At 67.5% G+C, this 15,804-nt stretch carries 13 protein-coding genes and 1 pseudogene; 6 read left to right on the plus strand and 8 right to left on the minus strand.

Annotation, left to right across the window (positions count from 1 at the left end; all coding sequences use genetic code 11):
• Positions 1–42 precede the first annotated feature (42 nt).
• From HGB39_RS27515 to HGB39_RS27525, 3 genes are read left to right on the plus strand one after another with little or no spacing between them, the layout of a single operon-like run.
• On the plus strand, positions 43–318 hold the full coding sequence (locus HGB39_RS27515; protein WP_005566410.1) for a hypothetical protein: 276 nt from the start codon (positions 43–45) through the stop codon (positions 316–318).
• Complete coding sequence (locus HGB39_RS27520; RefSeq protein ID WP_054245746.1) at positions 315–1,787, plus strand: sodium:solute symporter family protein; 1,473 nt, start codon at positions 315–317, stop codon at positions 1,785–1,787. Before HGB39_RS27515 ends, HGB39_RS27520 begins: the two co-directional genes overlap by 4 nt.
• A complete protein-coding gene (locus tag HGB39_RS27525) occupies positions 1,784–3,217 on the plus strand; it encodes an amidase (RefSeq protein WP_054245745.1) in 1,434 nt (477 codons plus the stop codon). The genes HGB39_RS27520 and HGB39_RS27525 overlap by 4 nt, the downstream gene beginning before the upstream one ends.
• Here HGB39_RS27525 and pyk read toward each other — a convergent pair.
• The 4 genes and pseudogenes from pyk to HGB39_RS27545 all read right to left on the minus strand — a co-directional run bounded on the left by pyk (position 3,207) and on the right by HGB39_RS27545 (position 8,538).
• Positions 3,207–4,635 (minus strand): annotated as a pseudogene (gene pyk / locus HGB39_RS27530) (pyruvate kinase). The gene HGB39_RS27525 and the pseudogene pyk overlap by 11 nt on opposite strands.
• Positions 4,636–4,681: 46 nt before the next feature.
• Positions 4,682–5,812 (minus strand): glycerate kinase, encoded by a 1,131-nt coding sequence (locus HGB39_RS27535; protein WP_064080077.1) that lies wholly within the window; start codon positions 5,810–5,812, stop codon positions 4,682–4,684.
• A 34-nt stretch (positions 5,813–5,846) separates the two neighbouring features.
• The gene (dctA, locus tag HGB39_RS27540; protein ID WP_043789728.1) at positions 5,847–7,313 is read right to left on the minus strand and encodes a C4-dicarboxylate transporter DctA; all 1,467 of its coding nucleotides are present in this window, start codon (positions 7,311–7,313) and stop codon (positions 5,847–5,849) included.
• 130 nt (positions 7,314–7,443) lie between these two features.
• Positions 7,444–8,538 carry a tartrate dehydrogenase gene (locus tag HGB39_RS27545; RefSeq protein WP_064080078.1) on the minus strand — a complete coding sequence of 365 codons (1,095 nt, stop codon included), beginning with the start codon at positions 8,536–8,538 and terminating at the stop codon, positions 7,444–7,446.
• A 213-nt stretch (positions 8,539–8,751) separates the two neighbouring features.
• Between HGB39_RS27545 and HGB39_RS27550 the strand changes: the two genes are divergently transcribed.
• The 3 genes from HGB39_RS27550 (at position 8,752) to HGB39_RS27560 (ending at position 11,781) form a co-directional block, all read left to right on the plus strand.
• Complete coding sequence (locus HGB39_RS27550; RefSeq protein WP_064080079.1) at positions 8,752–9,684, plus strand: LysR family transcriptional regulator; 933 nt, start codon at positions 8,752–8,754, stop codon at positions 9,682–9,684.
• A gap of 207 nt (positions 9,685–9,891) precedes the next feature.
• Positions 9,892–10,218, plus strand: coding sequence for an amphi-Trp domain-containing protein (locus HGB39_RS27555; protein WP_005254847.1), 327 nt, complete (start codon positions 9,892–9,894; stop codon positions 10,216–10,218).
• A gap of 150 nt (positions 10,219–10,368) precedes the next feature.
• Positions 10,369–11,781: a DUF2252 domain-containing protein gene (locus HGB39_RS27560; protein ID WP_054245739.1), complete on the plus strand. Its 1,413-nt coding sequence runs from the start codon at positions 10,369–10,371 to the stop codon at positions 11,779–11,781.
• Positions 11,782–11,844: 63 nt separating this feature from the next.
• Here the strand turns inward: HGB39_RS27560 and HGB39_RS27565 are convergent, their stop codons facing one another.
• The 4 genes from HGB39_RS27565 to HGB39_RS27580 are packed head-to-tail and all read right to left on the minus strand — an operon-like array spanning position 11,845 to position 15,776.
• Positions 11,845–12,441, minus strand: coding sequence for a DUF1129 domain-containing protein (locus HGB39_RS27565; RefSeq protein WP_240482695.1), 597 nt, complete (start codon positions 12,439–12,441; stop codon positions 11,845–11,847).
• Between the two features lie 56 nt (positions 12,442–12,497).
• The gene (locus HGB39_RS27570; protein WP_054245765.1) at positions 12,498–13,241 is read right to left on the minus strand and encodes a hypothetical protein; all 744 of its coding nucleotides are present in this window, start codon (positions 13,239–13,241) and stop codon (positions 12,498–12,500) included.
• Between the two features lie 40 nt (positions 13,242–13,281).
• Positions 13,282–14,322, minus strand: a complete 1,041-nt coding sequence (locus HGB39_RS27575; RefSeq protein ID WP_005566430.1) for a D-2-hydroxyacid dehydrogenase — start codon at positions 14,320–14,322, stop codon at positions 13,282–13,284.
• Positions 14,319–15,776 carry an MDR family MFS transporter gene (locus HGB39_RS27580; protein ID WP_005254841.1) on the minus strand — a complete coding sequence of 486 codons (1,458 nt, stop codon included), beginning with the start codon at positions 15,774–15,776 and terminating at the stop codon, positions 14,319–14,321. Before HGB39_RS27580 ends, HGB39_RS27575 begins: the two co-directional genes overlap by 4 nt.
• Positions 15,777–15,804: the final 28 nt, after the last annotated feature.

Genomic DNA, 15,804 nt, shown 5'->3' on the forward strand with positions numbered 1-15,804 from the left:
CACGCATGCTTCCTCTACTCCCCGGATGGAAGAAGGAACAGCATGCAACGAGACGCCATTCTCGGGGCGATCGAGGATTCGCCGCAGCGCCGCTGGCTGCTGCTCGTCCCGGTCGCCCCGGTGCTCGCACTCGTCACCGCCGTGTGGCTGCCGTTTGTGAACACGGCCGATCTGTGGCTGGGGATGCCCCGGCTGCTCGTCTGGTGCTCGGCCTGGGTGCTCCTGCTGCTGCCCGCGCTGGCGGCGGTGGAGTTCGGCCTCGTCCGGCCGCACGAGGAGCGGAGCGACGACCTCCAGCTCGAGGAGGCGACGCTATGACGAACTCAGCTCTGTGGATCACGCTGGCCGGCATGATCGGATTGGCCGTGATCGCGGTCGGTGGACGCCGGAAACGCGCTCAGAACCTGAGTGAGTGGACGGTCGGCAAACGGAACTTCGGTGTGGTCACCAGTTTCTTCCTGCAGGCCGGTGAATCGTTCACCACGTTCACGTTCCTCGGTGTCGCCGGTATCGCGTTCACCGCGGGCATCGGCGCCACCTACGCCATCCCGTACATCCCGCTCGGCTACGTGGCCCTGTATTTCATCGGACCGCGAATCTGGAAACTCAGCAAGGACCGCGGATACATCACCCAGGCCGACTTCTTCGCGGACCGGTACCGCAGCCCGCTCCTCGGCCGGCTGGTCGCCCTGTGCGGCATCATCTTCCTGCTGCCGTACCTGCAGTTGCAGATCACCGGCCTCGGCCTGATCGTCCGACTCGTCACGGGCAGCGCGAGTTCGGGCACTCTGAGCATGATCGTCGCGACCGTCCTCGTCGTCGGGTTCGTGCTGTGGGCCGGCATTCACGGCCTCGCGCGCACCGCCTATGTCAAGGACGTCCTGATCCTGCTCGCCGTCGTGGTGCTGTCGATCGTGATCCCGTTGCACTTCGCCGGTGGCATCGGCGACGTGTTCGGCCAGATCGCCCAGACCCACAGCGAGATGCTGACCGTGAACCCCGGTGACTACGACAAGGTCTGGTGGACCACGAGCCTGCTGATCTCCGCGATCGGCTGCGGGTTCCTCACCACCCCGCACCTCTGGCCGCCGCTGCTGGCCGCAAAGAACGGTCGAGTGATCCGCTCCAACAACACTTTTCTGCCGATGTACCAGGTGGTCATGATTCTTCCGATCATGCTGGGCTTCGTCGGGATCCTCGCACTGAATCCCAATACCAGCAGTAACGCCGTCCTGCTCACGCTGGCCGGGGGAGCGCTGCCGAACTGGGCGCTCGGACTGATCGCGATCGCCGCGGCCTCCGCCGCGATGCTGCCTGCCGGCGCCATCTGCATCGGCATCTCGACGCTGGCGTCGCACAACCTGGTGAAGATCGAAAGCGAGCGCACGAAGCTTCGGTTCAACCACCTGGTCGTGATCGCCGCTGCCACCATGGCCCTCGTGCTCGGCCTGACGCGCCCCGATCTGCTGGCCAACCTGTTGCTGCTCACGTTCGGTGGTCTCAGCCAGCTCGCCCCCGGTCTGGCGCTGGCTCTGCCCGAGAAGCCGTTGCTCGCCAAGCAATCCGTGTTCGCCGGTCTCGTCGTGGGAATGCTCACCGTCATCGTGATGACCGTCTTCGAACTGAACCTCGCCAACATCGACGCCGGCATCTGCGGCCTGGTCCTCAACCTCGCGGTGATCGCCGTCGTGGAGGCCGTCGTCCGCGCCACCCGTCCCCGCACCCCGGCCCCCGCGTCGTCGGAAGACCTTCCCGCCACCACCCCGATCCTGGAGACCTCGAAATGACCATCGATCACTACTCGACCGCGCGAGAGATGCTCGCCGCACTCCGTCGCAAGGACATCTCGGCCCGCGAGCTGCTCGACCTGCACACGGACCGGATCGCGCGGGTGAATCCGACGGTCAACGCGCTCGTCAGCCTCGACCTGGACCGCGCGCACTCCACCGCTGCCGCCGCCGACGCACAGACCGCCGCCGGAACCCCGGTGGGGCCGCTGCACGGACTGCCGTTCGCGTTCAAGGACACTCACGACGTCGCCGGTTTCCCCACCGTCGCCGGCTCGCCGCTCCTCGTCGACAACGTGCCCGAGACCAGTGAGCTGATCGCCGAACGCGTCATCGCGGCCGGCGCCGTCACGATCGGCAAGTCCAACGTCCCCGAATTCGCAGCCGGCTCGCACACGTTCAACCCCGTCTTCGGGACCACCACCAACCCGTACGACCCCACCAAGAGTGCGGGTGGCTCGAGCGGCGGCGCCGCGTCCGCGCTCGGCGCGGGACTCGTCGCGCTCGCCGACGGCAGCGACATGGGCGGTTCGCTGCGCAACCCGGCGTCGTTCTGCAACGTCGTCGGATTGCGCCCCACTCCGGGCCGTGTGCCGTGCTGGCCGAACAGCGCGCCCTGGGACGCACTCGTGACGCAGGGACCGATGGCCCGGAACGTCGACGACCTGGAACTGCTGCTATCGGTGATCTCCGGACCCGACGCGCGCATCCGCAGTTCGCTCAGCGCCGATGCCCTCGCGCCGCGTCTCGGTGTCGCCGGCCTGCAGGGTCTGCGCGTCGCGGTGTCCGCGGATCTGAACGGCATCTTCCCCGTGGATGCGCCGGTCCGCGAGATCCACGACCGGCAGTCCTCGATCTTCGCCGCCGCGGGTGCGGTGGTGGCCGAGGACGCACCGTCGATTCCCGACGCCGAGTGGGTGTTCCGCACCCTGCGGGCGTGGCGGTTCAAGATCGACCTCGGTGACCGCGCCGACGCCACCCCCGAACTGCTGAAGCCGTCGCTGCTCGACAACATCCGGCAGGCAGACCGGCTCTCCGCCGACGACGTCGCGAAAGCCATGGTGGCGCAGGCGGAGATCCAGCATCGCGCCGTCGAATTCTTCACCCACCACGACATCCTGGTGATGCCCGTGTCGCAGGTGCTCCCGTTCGACGCCGAACTCGAGTACCCGGCAGCGGTCGACGGCCGTCGCTGCGACGACTACCTCGACTGGATGACGTCGGCGTTGACCGTGACGGTGCTGGGTTGCCCCGCGATCTCCGTTCCCGCCGGATTCAGCGCCGACGGTCTGCCGGTCGGCGTGCAGATCGTCGCGGCCCCGGGCAACGACCTGTTCCTGCTCGACGTGGCACGGGCCTACGAGCAGCTGAACCCCGTCGGAGCCACACGCCCGCACCTCCTCGAGAGGGCGGCAGCGTCTACTTCGTGAAGTCGTTCTCGCCGATGCGGTGGAGGTGGATGAGGTTGGTGGATCCGACGGTGTGCGGGGGGTGAGCCGGCGACGATGACGACGAGGTCGCCGCGCCGGTAGGCACCCAGTCGGAGGAGGGCGGTGTCGACCTGGCGGATCATCTCGTCGGTCGATTCCACCGGGTCGACGAGGAAGGTTTCGGTGCCCCAGGTGAGGGCGAGTTCGTTGCGCACCTGGGGTACCGGGGTGAAGGCCAGCAGTGGCAGCGGGGTGTGGCGCCGGGCGAGTCGTCGCACGGTGTCCCCGGACTGGGTGAACGCGACCAGCGCGGTGGCGTTCAGGCGTTCGCCGATGTCGCGGGCGGCGAACGAGAGAACCCCGCCGTGGGTGCGGGGAGTGTGGGTCAGGGCGGGGACGGTGGTGGATTGGTGTTCGACGGCGGAGAGGATCCGCGCCATCGTCGCGACCGTCTCGGTCGGGTAGGCACCGACGGAGGTTTCACCGGACAGCATCACCGCGTCGGCGCCGTCGAGGACCGCGTTGGCCACATCCGACGCCTCGGCCCGGGTGGGCCGGGAGTTGTCGATCATCGACTCGAGCATCTGCGTGGCCACGATCACCGGTCGAGCGTTCTCCCGGGCGATCTGCACGATGCGTTTCTGTACCAGCGGCACCTGCTCGAGGGGGACTTCGACGCCGAGGTCGCCGCGCGCGACCATGACCGCGTCGAAGGCCCGCACGATCGCCTCGATGTCGTCGACGGCTTCGGGTTTTTCGATCTTCGCGATCACCGGGACCCGGCGGCCGATCCGGTCCATCACCTCGTGGACGCGGTCGATGTCGGTGGGGGCGCGCACGAACGACAGGGCGATCAGGTCGACCCCGAGGCGTAGGGCGAATTCGAGGTCGTCGATGTCCTTGTCGGACAGGGCGGGGACAGAGACGTTCATCCCGGGCAGAGATACGCCCTTGTTGTTGCTGATCGGGCCGCCCTCGGTCACCCGGCACACCACGTCGTTGCGGTCGACGGCGATCACGGTCAGCGCGATCTTGCCGTCGTCGACCAGCAGTCGGTCACCGGCGCGTGCGTCCTGGGCGAGGTGGGTGTAGGTGGTCGAGACCCGGTCGTGGGTGCCCGCGCAGTCCTCGACGGTGATCCGGACCTGTTCGCCGGTCGCCCACACGGTCGCGCCGTCGGTGAAGCGGCCGAGGCGGATCTTCGGTCCCTGCAGGTCCGCGAGGATTCCGACAGCTCGGCCGGTGCTGTCGGCTGCGGCGCGGACGCGCCGGTAGTTGGCCTCGTGGTCGGTGTGGTCGCCGTGACTGAAATTCAGTCGGGCGATGTCCATCCCGGTTTCGACGAGACTGCGGGTGCGTTCGTCCGTGGCGGTGGCGGGCCCGAGCGTGCAGACGATCTTCGCCCGGCGAGGCGACAGCAGCGACGCCGAGTCGACATCGGCAGCGAGTGGATGTCGGTGAGAGTCATCGTGGTCCTTCGTTGTGCAGAAGCGAGCCCCGGCCGATGTCACGCCCGATGCGGGTGAGGAGTTCGCCGGTCAGCTCCGGGTCGGCGGCGGTGTTCCGGTCGGTGTAGTCGCCGAGGGAATGGATGTACCCGAAACCGGCAGGAGCCCAATACTTCCGGGACAGAGTGCTACGGCCGGCGACGGCGATCACCGGGACCGGATGGGCGCGGCGGGCCAGGACCGCGAGCAGTTTGCCGTGTTCGGTCTGCTCGTCGATGCTGCCCTCGCCGGTGATCACCAGGTTCATTCCTGCGAGACAGCCGTCGAAATCGAGTAGGTCGAGGAAGTAATCGGCGCCGGAGACCATGCGCGCGCCGAGCAGCATGGCGGCGAATCCGATCCCACCGGCACTGCCGGCGCCGGGGGAGTCGGCCACCGCACGCGCCTGAGGGTAGCCGCTGCGGGTGAACACCTCGACGAGGTTGTCGAGGCCGGAGTCGAGGTAGCGCACGTCCGCTTCGGTGGCGCCTTTCTGCGGGCCGTACACGGCGGCGGCGCCGTGCGGTCCGGTCAGCGGGTTGGTGACGTCGCCGGCGATCACGATCTCGATTCCGGACAGGTTCACCGCGCGGGAGGAATCGATCGTCGCGACCTCGGGAAGGGTTCGCCCGCACGCCCGCAGGGGTCGTCCCGTGCTGTCGGAGAAGGTGAACCCGAGGGCGGCGAGCATCCCCGTTCCGCCGTCGGTACCGGCGCTGCCGCCGAGGGCGAGGACGAGGCGGCGCGGGTGGTGGCGGCGGGCGTGCCCGATGGCCTGGCCGAATCCGAGGCTGGAGGCGTCGAGGGGAGCGGTGCGCCCGCTGGGGAGGGTGGCCAGTCCGCAAGTGTTGGCGACTTCGACCACCGCGGTGGTGCCGTTGACGGCGATGCGTCCGCGCTGGGGTGTTCCCCTTGCGCCGGCGACCGTGACGGGGTGCGGAGTGAATCCGACCGCCACCGCCGCGTCGACGCTGCCGTCGCCTCCGTCGGCGAGAGGAAGTCGCCTGCTGTCGATTCCCGCCGAAGCGAGGCCGGCCGAGAGATGTTCGGCGACAGCTGCTGCGGAGAGCGAGCCCTTGAACTTGTCCGGGGCAACCAGAACCCTCATCGGCCTTCCTTTCTCGTGTGCAGTGCGGATGCGGTCATCGCTGGGTGGAGTGCGCGGGCGTCGTCGCCGCGGGGTCGAGCCGTTCGTGGTCGATGTGGACAGCGTCCGGTTCCTCGATCATGTGGTGGTGCTTGTCTCGTGGTTCCTGTTCCAGGATCTCCATGTCGAAGTCGTTCTCGACGTCACCGTCGGGTGGGGGAAGGACTTCGCCGGAGAAGACGCGGCGGGCACGGTCGACGTCGAGTTCGTGGTTCCATTTGGCGACGAACAGGGTGGCGACGGCGTTGCCGATGAAGTTCACCAGGGCGCGGCATTCGGACATGAACTTGTCGATACCGAAGATGAGCATGATGCCGGCCGCGGGGATGGTGCCAAGGGTGCTCAATGTTGCTGTCAGCGCGATGAACCCGCCTCCGGCGACACCTGCGGCCCCCTTGGAGGTGAGGAGCATGACGCCGAGGAGGCCGAGCTGCTGCGGAATCGTCAGGTCGGTGTTGGTGGCCTGCGCGATGTACAGCGCGGCGAGCGAGAGGTAGATGGCTGCCCCGTCGAGGTTGAAACTGTAGCCGGTGGGCACGACGAGACCGACGGTGGTCTTCTTGACGCCGGCGTACTCCAGCTTGCGCATCAGACCGGGCAGCGCGGGCTCGGCAGTGGAGGTGCCGAGAATGAGCAGGAGTTCTTCCTTGAAGAAGCCGAGCATCCGGAAGATGTTGAGCCGCAGGTACGCCATGACCGATCCGAGGACCACGAAGACGAAGAACGCGGACGTGACGTAGAACAGCAGGATCAGGCTGCCGAGGCTGGTGAGGGTGGAGACACCGTACTTGCCGATGGCGAAGGCCATGGCGCCGAACGCACCGAGGGGTGCGAGCTTCATGATGAAGCTCAGGACCTTGAAGACCACCGCGGTGAGGCGTTCGACGGCATCCCGGATCGGTGCGGCGATCTGGCCCACCGCGTTGATGGCGACACCGAAGATGACGGCGAGGAAGATGACCTGGAGGATGTCACCCTCGACGAACGGGCCGAACACGCTGTCCGGGACCAGGTGGGTGATGAACTCCCACCACTGCTTCTCTTCACCGGTCTGAATCAGTTTGTTGGCGGAGTCGGTCGTTTCCAGCGAGGCGGCGTCGGCATTCACCCCGTCGCCGAGGCGGAAGACGTTGATCGCGACGAGACCGGTGAGCAGCGCGAGGATGGTCCCGACCTGGAAGTAGGTCAGCGCCTTGATTCCCGTCAGCCCGACCTTCTTCAGATCCGCGACACTCGCGATGCCGCCGACGATCGTCAGGAACACGATCGGGCAGATCAGCATCTTCATCGCGGTGATGAAGGTGGTGCCGATCGGCTCCATCGCCTCGCCGGTGTCCGGCCAGAGCCACCCGACCAGGATGCCGAGCACGATCGCGATGAGAACCCAGAAGTACAGTTGCCTGTACCAAGGTTTCTTCACAGTCGCCGGTTGGTAACTCGCTGCGCTGCTTGGTGTTTCCATGACATTCACCTCGGGTGAGAGTGTTCAGGTGTGAAGACGGGGGTGGCCGAGAGTTACCGACCGTTCGAGGGGTGGGCCCCGACCCGGCAGATCCTGCCGAGTCGGGCCGGCTGTGAACTGTGGATGGCGGTCAGGCCGGGGTCAGCGCGGTCTGCAGCGCGTGCACGATCGCCTCGGTGACGGCGTCGGTGTCCGACGAGCCGCCGATGTCGCGGGTCAGTGCTCCGCTCGCGGTGGCGGCCTCGATGGCGGCTTCGACACGGCGGGCCTCGTCGTGCAGCCCGAAGTGGTCGAGCATCAGGGCGGCGCTGGCGATCGCGCCGATCGGGTTGCTGATGCCCTGGCCCGCGATGTCGGGTGCGGAACCGTGAACGGGTTCGAACATGCTCGGGAAGCGTCGTTCCGGGTTGAGGTTCGCGCTCGCCGCGATACCGAGGCTTCCCGCCAGCGCGGAGCCGAGGTCGGAGAGGATGTCGGCGTTGAGATTCGACGCCACCACCACGGACAGATCCTCCGGGTGCAGGATGAACTTGGCGCTCATGGCGTCGACGAGGACGCTTTCGGTCGCGACGTCGGGGTAGTCGAGGGCGACGCGGTGGAAGACCTCGTCCCACAGGACCATGCCGTACTGCTGGGCGTTGGACTTGGTGACGCTGGAAACCTTCTTCACGGTGCGGGTGCGGGCCAGGTCGAACGCGAACCGCATGATGCGCTCGCAGCCCTTCTCGGTGAACAGCGCGGTCTGCAGTGCGACCTCGTTGCCCGGTCCGCGGCCGCTGAGGTTACGTCCGCCGAGGCCGGCGTACTCGCCCTCGCTGTTCTCCCGGACGACGACCCAGTCGAGTTCGGTGTCGTCGGCCTTGCGCAGCGGGGACTGCACGCCGGGGAGGAACCTCACCGGGCGGACGTTGGCCCACTGGTCGAAGTTCTGGGTGATGTTGAGCCGCAGCCCCCAGAGGCTGATGTGGTCGGGGACGTTCTCCCATCCGACCGCACCGAAGTAGATGGCGTCGAATGCCTGCAGGGTGTCGAGGCCGTCGTCGGCCATCATCTTCCCGGTCTGCTCGTAGTACCCGCATCCCCAGGGAAATTCTTCCCACTCGAAGGCGAAACGCCCACCGGACTGTTCTGCGAGGACGTCGAGCACGCGCCGTCCGGCAGCGACGACCTCCTTGCCGACGCCGTCGGCGGGGATCGATGCAATCGTGAACGTCTGCGGTGCCATGTCGTTGCCTCCATCGTGTTGTGCTCGTCACAGTGTGTGATGCATTCATTAACCCGTCACAATCACGCAGCGTCCATGACCAAGAGTCGATCCGGCTTATAGGTTTCACCTAATCGAGTCGTGTTTTCGCAGGTAGAGTGAGTGTCCACGCGGCGGTCGCCGAGAGCACCGCTCGAGGGTTCGGCCGCACATCGACGGGAATGAGGGGTTCGGATGGACGCGCGTCAGTTGCGGTACTTCCTGGCTGTGGTCGATCAGGGCAGTGTCAACCGTGCGGCGGAAACACTGCTGATCGCGCAGCCCTCGCTGTCCCAGTCGATATCCGCACTGGAGCGTGAACTCGGGGTGCCGCTCTTTCACCGCGTCGGGCGCCGGCTGGTGCTCAGTGACGCCGGCGAAACGCTCGTCGGTCCGGCCCGCGTGGTGTTGCGTGATCTCGAGGATGCGAAGGCATCCGTCGATGCGCTGAAAGGGTTGCGCGCCGGTCGCGTGGACCTGATCACGATGCCGTCACCCGGGATCGAACCCCTCACCACGATCCTCACCAGCTTCAGTCGCACCTATCCTTCGGTCACCGTCAATGCCGAGGCGGCGTTCACCCCCGAAGAGGTGCTGCACGCCGTGCGCACCGGCGTCTGCGAAGTCGGGATCCTGGGTTCACCCGCGGAGGTGCGTGCCCCCGAACTCGACGTCGTCGAACTCGAAAGCCAGCCGCTGATCCTCCTATCCGGACCGGGCGCCGAGACGCCGAGCCGCCCGGAGATTCGGAGATCGGAACTGTCCGGATTTCGACTCATCGTCTCGCAGCGCGGATCGTTGATGCGAACCCTCGTCGACGAGGTCCTCGCCAGCGGCGTCGACGCCACCATCGTCGCCGAGGTCGCCCACCGAACCTCGATCCTGCCGATGGTCCTCAGCGGATTCGGGCAGGCCGTCATGCCGTCGTCGTGGGCGCCGTCGGCCCGGCAGGCCGGCGCCACCGTGCACCGCATCGTCCCCGAGTCCTACTTGCACATCGCCGCCGTCTGCCGGCGAACCCATCTCACGCCACCCGCGCGGACGCTCATGGACGAGGCACGAAAGTACGCAGAACGCACACCGGCAGCCTGGGATGCGCCCGCAGCGGAGAGCCCGCACATCTCCTGAATGACAGTCGTGCCCCTACTCCGTGATGGATCGAGGATCGAGACACTCCGCCGTTCTTCGATCGCCCCGGCGGATGCTTGTGCAATTGCCGATCCGGGGACGGAGCCCCGTATTTCGGCCACCGGGTGGTTTGTTCTCGGTTCGATCCGGCAACCGGTCGCGCGGCAGTTACGGTGATGAGACACTGCCCCGAGGTCAGGAGTCGCCGTGCCCAAGCTGGAGATCAAGAGGAAGTCCGAGCTCTCCCGGAAAGAGGTGTCCGACCGGCTCATCGCGCTCGGACAGGCCCTCGCGAGTGGCTCCGAGGTGGAGCTGGGCTCGGGTGGCGACTCGATCGAAATCGTCGTCGCCGACCGGGTCCGGTGGGAGCTCGAGATAGAGGTCGACGGCGACGAGACCGAGATCGAAATCGAAATCAGTTGGCGGGACGATCCGTCCGAAGAGTCGACCGCCGACGCGGAACCGGAAACGGCGAGTCCGCCACCGGTCAAGACCGCGCGTCGTGGGCGGCCCCGCAAGAGCACCGCCAAGTGATCCGCACGTAGCGCGTCTGAATCGTCACCCGGCGGACCTGCGCTGCATTCGGACTCCACTGCCGAAACGCTGTGCTGCCAATACCCTCCGACCGGCGGAAAATTGGCGGTAACCAGGCCATATCGCGTCACTCGAGGAAGGCAGACAACCATGTCCGCGGAACACGACGAACCGGTGGCACATCCGAGCCGGACCGAGCGCGCACAACGAGGGGCGGACGCCCGCCGAGACACCCCGCCGGCTGCGCTCGCGGAACACCGTGTAGCCGATCGGCGCGACCCTGTGGGCCTCCTCGAGAAGCAGGCGACGGAGAGAGTCGCGGAACTCGTTCCGATCCGGTACGGGCGCATGGCGGCGACGGCCTTCGCCTTCTACCGCGGCGGCGCCGCGATCATGGCCGACGATCTGTCCCACTCGCCTACCACGGGCCTGCGCACGCAGCTCTGCGGCGACGCGCACCTGAGTAACTTCGGAATCTTCGCCACCCCGGAACGTCGGCTGGCATTCGACATCAACGACTTCGACGAGACACATCCCGGTCCTTTCGAATGGGACGTCAAACGCCTCGTCGCGAGCCTCGCGATCGCGGCGCAGGAGAACGGCTTCAGCAGCAAGAAGACCAGGAACATCACCCGTGCCTGCGCCGCCGAATACCGCGAAACCATGGCCAGTCAGGCGCAACTGGGAAACCTGGGCGTCTGGTACTCCCACATCGAGCCCACAGCGGAACTCGTGGGGCTTCGAGACGAGCTGGACAAGTCGCAGAGGAAACGCGCTCGCACAGCTCTGGAGAAGGCGCGCCGCCGGGACAGCGTCCAAGCGCTCTCCAAGCTGACCGCCGTCGTCGACGGGGAGAGGCGGATCATCAGCAACCCGCCTCTGCTGGTGCCGGTCGAGGAGTTGTATGCGGGCGAAGACCTCGAATCGTTGTACCGAGACCTACGGCATCGCCTGAACGTGTATGTGCAGTCTCTGCGGTGGGACCACCGCGTGCTCTACGACCAGTTCCGGATGATTCAAATTGCCCGCAAGGTGGTCGGGGTCGGCAGTGTGGGCACCCGCACCTGGATCATTCTGATGCTGGGCGCTGACGAAGACGATCCGCTGTTTCTGCAGGTGAAGGAGGCGGGTCCGTCCGTGCTGTCGAGTTACGTCGACGGCCCGTCCTTCGCTGCCGAGGGCGAGCGAGTGGTCAGCGGACAGCGGCTGATGCAGGCCGCGAGCGACATCTTCCTGGGCTGGGAACGTGGCGCGGGCCCCGACGGCGTCGAGCGGGACTTCTACGTGCGCCAACTGCGGGACGGCAAGGGTTCGGCGGTGGTCGAATCCCAGACACCCACCGTCATGATGCTGTACGGGCGATTGTGTGCACGGGTCCTCGCCTATGCGCACGCGCGGGCCGGCGACCGGATCGCGATCGCCGCCTACCTCGGGGACGACACCGAATTCGATCATGCGATAGCGGAATTCGCCGAAACGTACGCAGAGCAGAACACCCGAGACCATGCTGCCCTCCTCGAGGCCATCACGGGGGCCCGCATCGTCGCGGCTACCGGATTCTGAACAGAGACGTCCCGGGACCGTCCGGTCGTACGCCCGCCCACACGACCGGTGGACCGGCACGGTTCAGAAGATCTGGACGAAGCGGTACCAGTCGGATTCGATGTGCTGATATCCGATCTCACCGTCACGCTCGGGTGGGCCGATCTTGTCGGTGCCGCCCGGCAGCTGAGCGACTCCGACAAGATTGACCAGGCCGCCTTCGAGGTAGAAGTGGCACCCGGTGTCGAGCGGCTCGACGCGCCAGGTGTCGTACAGGCCGATCCGCTGGTCGTCGGACGACGGTGTGCACGCCTGCGCGTATGCGGTCAGTTCGCCCACCGACAGCCGCCACCCGAGGTCAGAAGGCACACCGAAGAATACGAGGGTCGCGGTCAGAGCCACCATGGCCGGCGCAAGGCAGATGCGTCGATCCCACCGGTACCGCCCCAGCTGCACGCCGGCGAGGATCAGCCACACGGCACCGAGAATGAGCAGGGCGAAACCAGCCAGCACGACGTACGGGAAGACCGGGTCGATCGGAATCGTGATCACCAGCGTCGCAGCGCAGACGAACGCGACGAGGGCGGTGAGGACGATTCCGGTCGCCGACCGCCACCACCGCGGCGTGTCCGTCCGGCGGCGCGCAGTGCGTTGCGTCGACTGTGCGTCGCGGGCGTCCATCAGGGGTCTCCGTTCGCCGGCGCTCTCCGAGAGGTGGTCAGGTCGGTGACCTCCCGTCAGGCTCGGGTGGGCGGTGGACCGCCGAAGCCGCGGAGGTCGCGGGCGGTGGTGCCGGGTTCGAAAGTGCTGCCGCCGGGCCCGAATCGTCCGATCACGGTGTGCCGGCTGTCCCAGAGCACCCCGCGGGTGGGGAGGGCCCACCGGCTGGAGAACGCGGACGCGTCGTCCCCGTCGTCCACGGATGGGTCGTGCGCCGAAGCGATGTGCGCGGCGTAGGCGCGCAGCGCGACCGCGAAGGCGTTGGGTTCGCGGCCGGCGTCGAGGAAATGCGCTCGGTCGCCGCACTGCGGGCAGTGCCACGACGCGCGGTCGCATCCGCCGGCGAGGCCGACGGCCGGTGGTTCGTCTCCGGGCGGACCGACGGTGCGATACGCGTCGAACGGGTCGGGCTGCTCGATCCGATCGGGCGCCTGCCGTGCCGCTGCAACCATGTCCCGCCAGGCGGCGTGCACGTCGAAACCCCCGAGCATCAGCACCTCTTCGGGCATCGGGCCGATGAACGGGGAACCCGCGCACAGCACCCGGCTGTGGTCGTGGGCGTGGCTGTACTTCGGGTCGAGAGCCCGGGCGTGCCGCATCTGCTGCACGCGCACGGTGATCGCGAGCCCGTGCCATTCGCGTCCGCAGTGCGGGCACGGGTCCTGGTTCACGTTCGAGTCGTGCCCGGATCGGTGGTCGTGGTTCGCGAGTTGGTCGTGTACGAGCCGGTCGATCCGGTCGACGAGGTCACGGTCGGTCATGGTGGATACCCACGGTAGCGGCTTCGGCCGCTCTGTGCGGTCAGTATCCCGCGTCGAAGTCGAACTCGTTGATCAGCGTGGCGTCACCCGACAGGTAGCGTCCGAGGTTCTCGACGAACAGATCGACGATCTTCGCGTTCTCGGACGGCACGTTGGCGGCGCTGTGCGGGCTGAGGATGACGTTGTCGGCCGTCCACAACGGCGAATCGTCTCGGAGGGGTTCGGTGGTGGTGACGTCCAGGACCGCCCCGCCCAGCCGTCCCGTCGACAGTGCTTCTGCGAGAGCGTCTTCGTCGATGATCGGTCCCCGTCCGAGATTGACGACCAGTGCGCCGTCGGGGAGGGCGGCGAGTTCCCGGCGTCCGATCAGTCCACGAGTGTCGTCGGTGAGGGCGCAGGAGATCACGAGGATGTCCGCGGCGGGCAGGTGCTCGGCGATCCGGTCCGTGGTGGTCATGCTGTCGAAAGGGGCGCCTGCGGGGCGCGGGGTGCGGGCCACCCCGCTTGCGGTGACGGAGAAGCACCGGAGGAGTTCCGCTGTGCGCGAGCCGATCTTGCCGGCGCCGACGATCAGCGCGTGGCGTCCCGCGAGCTCGGTCGTTTCCTGTTTGCGCCAGGTCCGGGTCTGCCGGTCGGCGATCAGCCGGGGGAGGCCGCGTGCGAAATGCAGAATGCCGGCGAGTGCGAACTCCGCCAGCGGTTCGGCGTGGACTCCCGCGGCGGTCGTCACCGTCAGCGGAGCGCGCGACAGCCCGAATTTCTCGATCAGTTGCCCGGCGCCCGCGGACGTCGCCTGAATCCATCGCAGATTCGGCGACTGTTCGAGGGTGCGTTCGGGGTGCCGCCAGTCGAAGTCGAACATCACGTCCGCGGTCCGCAACATCGACGACCACCGGTCGTGCTCGACGGCCGTCAGATCACGCGGCACCCCGACGTGATCGCTGTGCCATCGAGGCCGGGGGAGCAGGTCGGGTGCGTACGACACCCGGACCCGAGGGTCGCTGTCAGCGATCCTGTCGACCAGGTCCTGCTCGAGATACGACGCGACGAGCACGTCGACGCACGGGTCGGGCACGGTCACTCCTTCACCGCCGGCGGTTCGGACGTCGGTGCGCTCGGCTCGGCCTCCGGCGCGGCGGCAGACTTCGGCATCGCCGCCGCGGCGACGACGAGTACGACGGCCGCGCCGAGGGCGGCCACGAACACCAGATGCAGGGCGCCGGCCAGGTCGGCCGGGGCGGGGTTGTCGGCGCCGCCCAGTCGCGCGTTGACGAGGGCGCCGAACAGGGCGACCCCCACGGCGCTGCCGATGGACCGGGCGAACATGTTGGTCGAGGTGACGACGCCGCGCTCCGACCAGTCGACGCTCGACTGCGCCGCGATGAGGGTGGGGCTCGCGACGAGACCCATGCCGCCGCCGATGACGAAGCAGCAGATCGCCACCTGCCACACCGCCGAGTCGATGGACAGGCTCAACGTGAGAGCGGTGCCCGCCACGACCAGCAGGCTGCCCGCGGTGGCCGTGACCCGGAAGCCGAAGCGCAGGTACACGCGCCCGGACTGCGACGCGGCGATCGGCCAGCCGATGGTCAGGGTGGCCAGCGCGAACCCGGCCACCAGGGCGCCCGTCCCGAGGACGCCCTGGGTGAAGGTCGGCACGTAAGTGGTCAGGCCCAGGACGATGGCCCCGACCAGCAGTGAGACAAGACTGCTCGCCGCGAGAACCCGCCGGGTGAACACCCACAGCGGCAGCACCGGTTCGGCGGCGCGCCGTTCCACGAGGACGAAGACGATGAGGAACACGACACCCGCCGCGAAGATGCCGAGGCTGATCGGGGAACTCCACGCCCAGGCCTGCCCGCCTTCGAGGAGTCCGAGGATGAGCAGTGTCGCCCCGACTGCCAGGATTCCGGCGCCGGCGTAGTCGATGGACCGCTGGGTGCGCGCCCGCTTCTCGTCGAAGTTGCGGATCAGCATCACCGCCGCGAGCAGGCAGAGAGGAATGTTGACGAAGAAGATCCACCGCCACGACAGGTACTCGGAGAACACCCCGCCGAGGGTCGGGCCGATCACCGCCGACATGCCCCACACGCTGGCCAGATAGCCCTGGGCCTTGGCACGTTCGGCGAGGGTGTAGATGTCTCCGGCGATGGTCATGCTCATCGGCTGGACGGCCCCGGCGCCGAGACCCTGCACCGCGCGGAACGCGATGAGAGCGGGCATGCTCCACGCGATCCCGCACAGCACCGAGCCGACGCCGAACAATGCGATGCCCAGGAGCATCACCGGCCTCCGGCCGAAGATGTCGGCCAGCTTGCCGTAGATCGGCACCGACACGGCCTGCGTGAGCAGGTAGATCGAGAACAGCCACGGGAACTGGGAGAAACCGCCGAGGTCCCCGACGATGGTGAAGACGGCGGTGGAGATGATGGTCGCATCAAGCGCGACGAGCGACGTCGTGAGCATCAGTGACACGAGAATCGGTCCGCGTTCCGAACGGAACCCGACGTCGACCGGGGTCGTGTCCGTCGCCATTACCCACCTTCTCCGGTTACCGCGCTCA

The organism is Rhodococcus opacus, assembly GCF_012396235.1.
Lineage (GTDB): Bacteria > Actinomycetota > Actinomycetes > Mycobacteriales > Mycobacteriaceae > Rhodococcus_F > Rhodococcus_F opacus.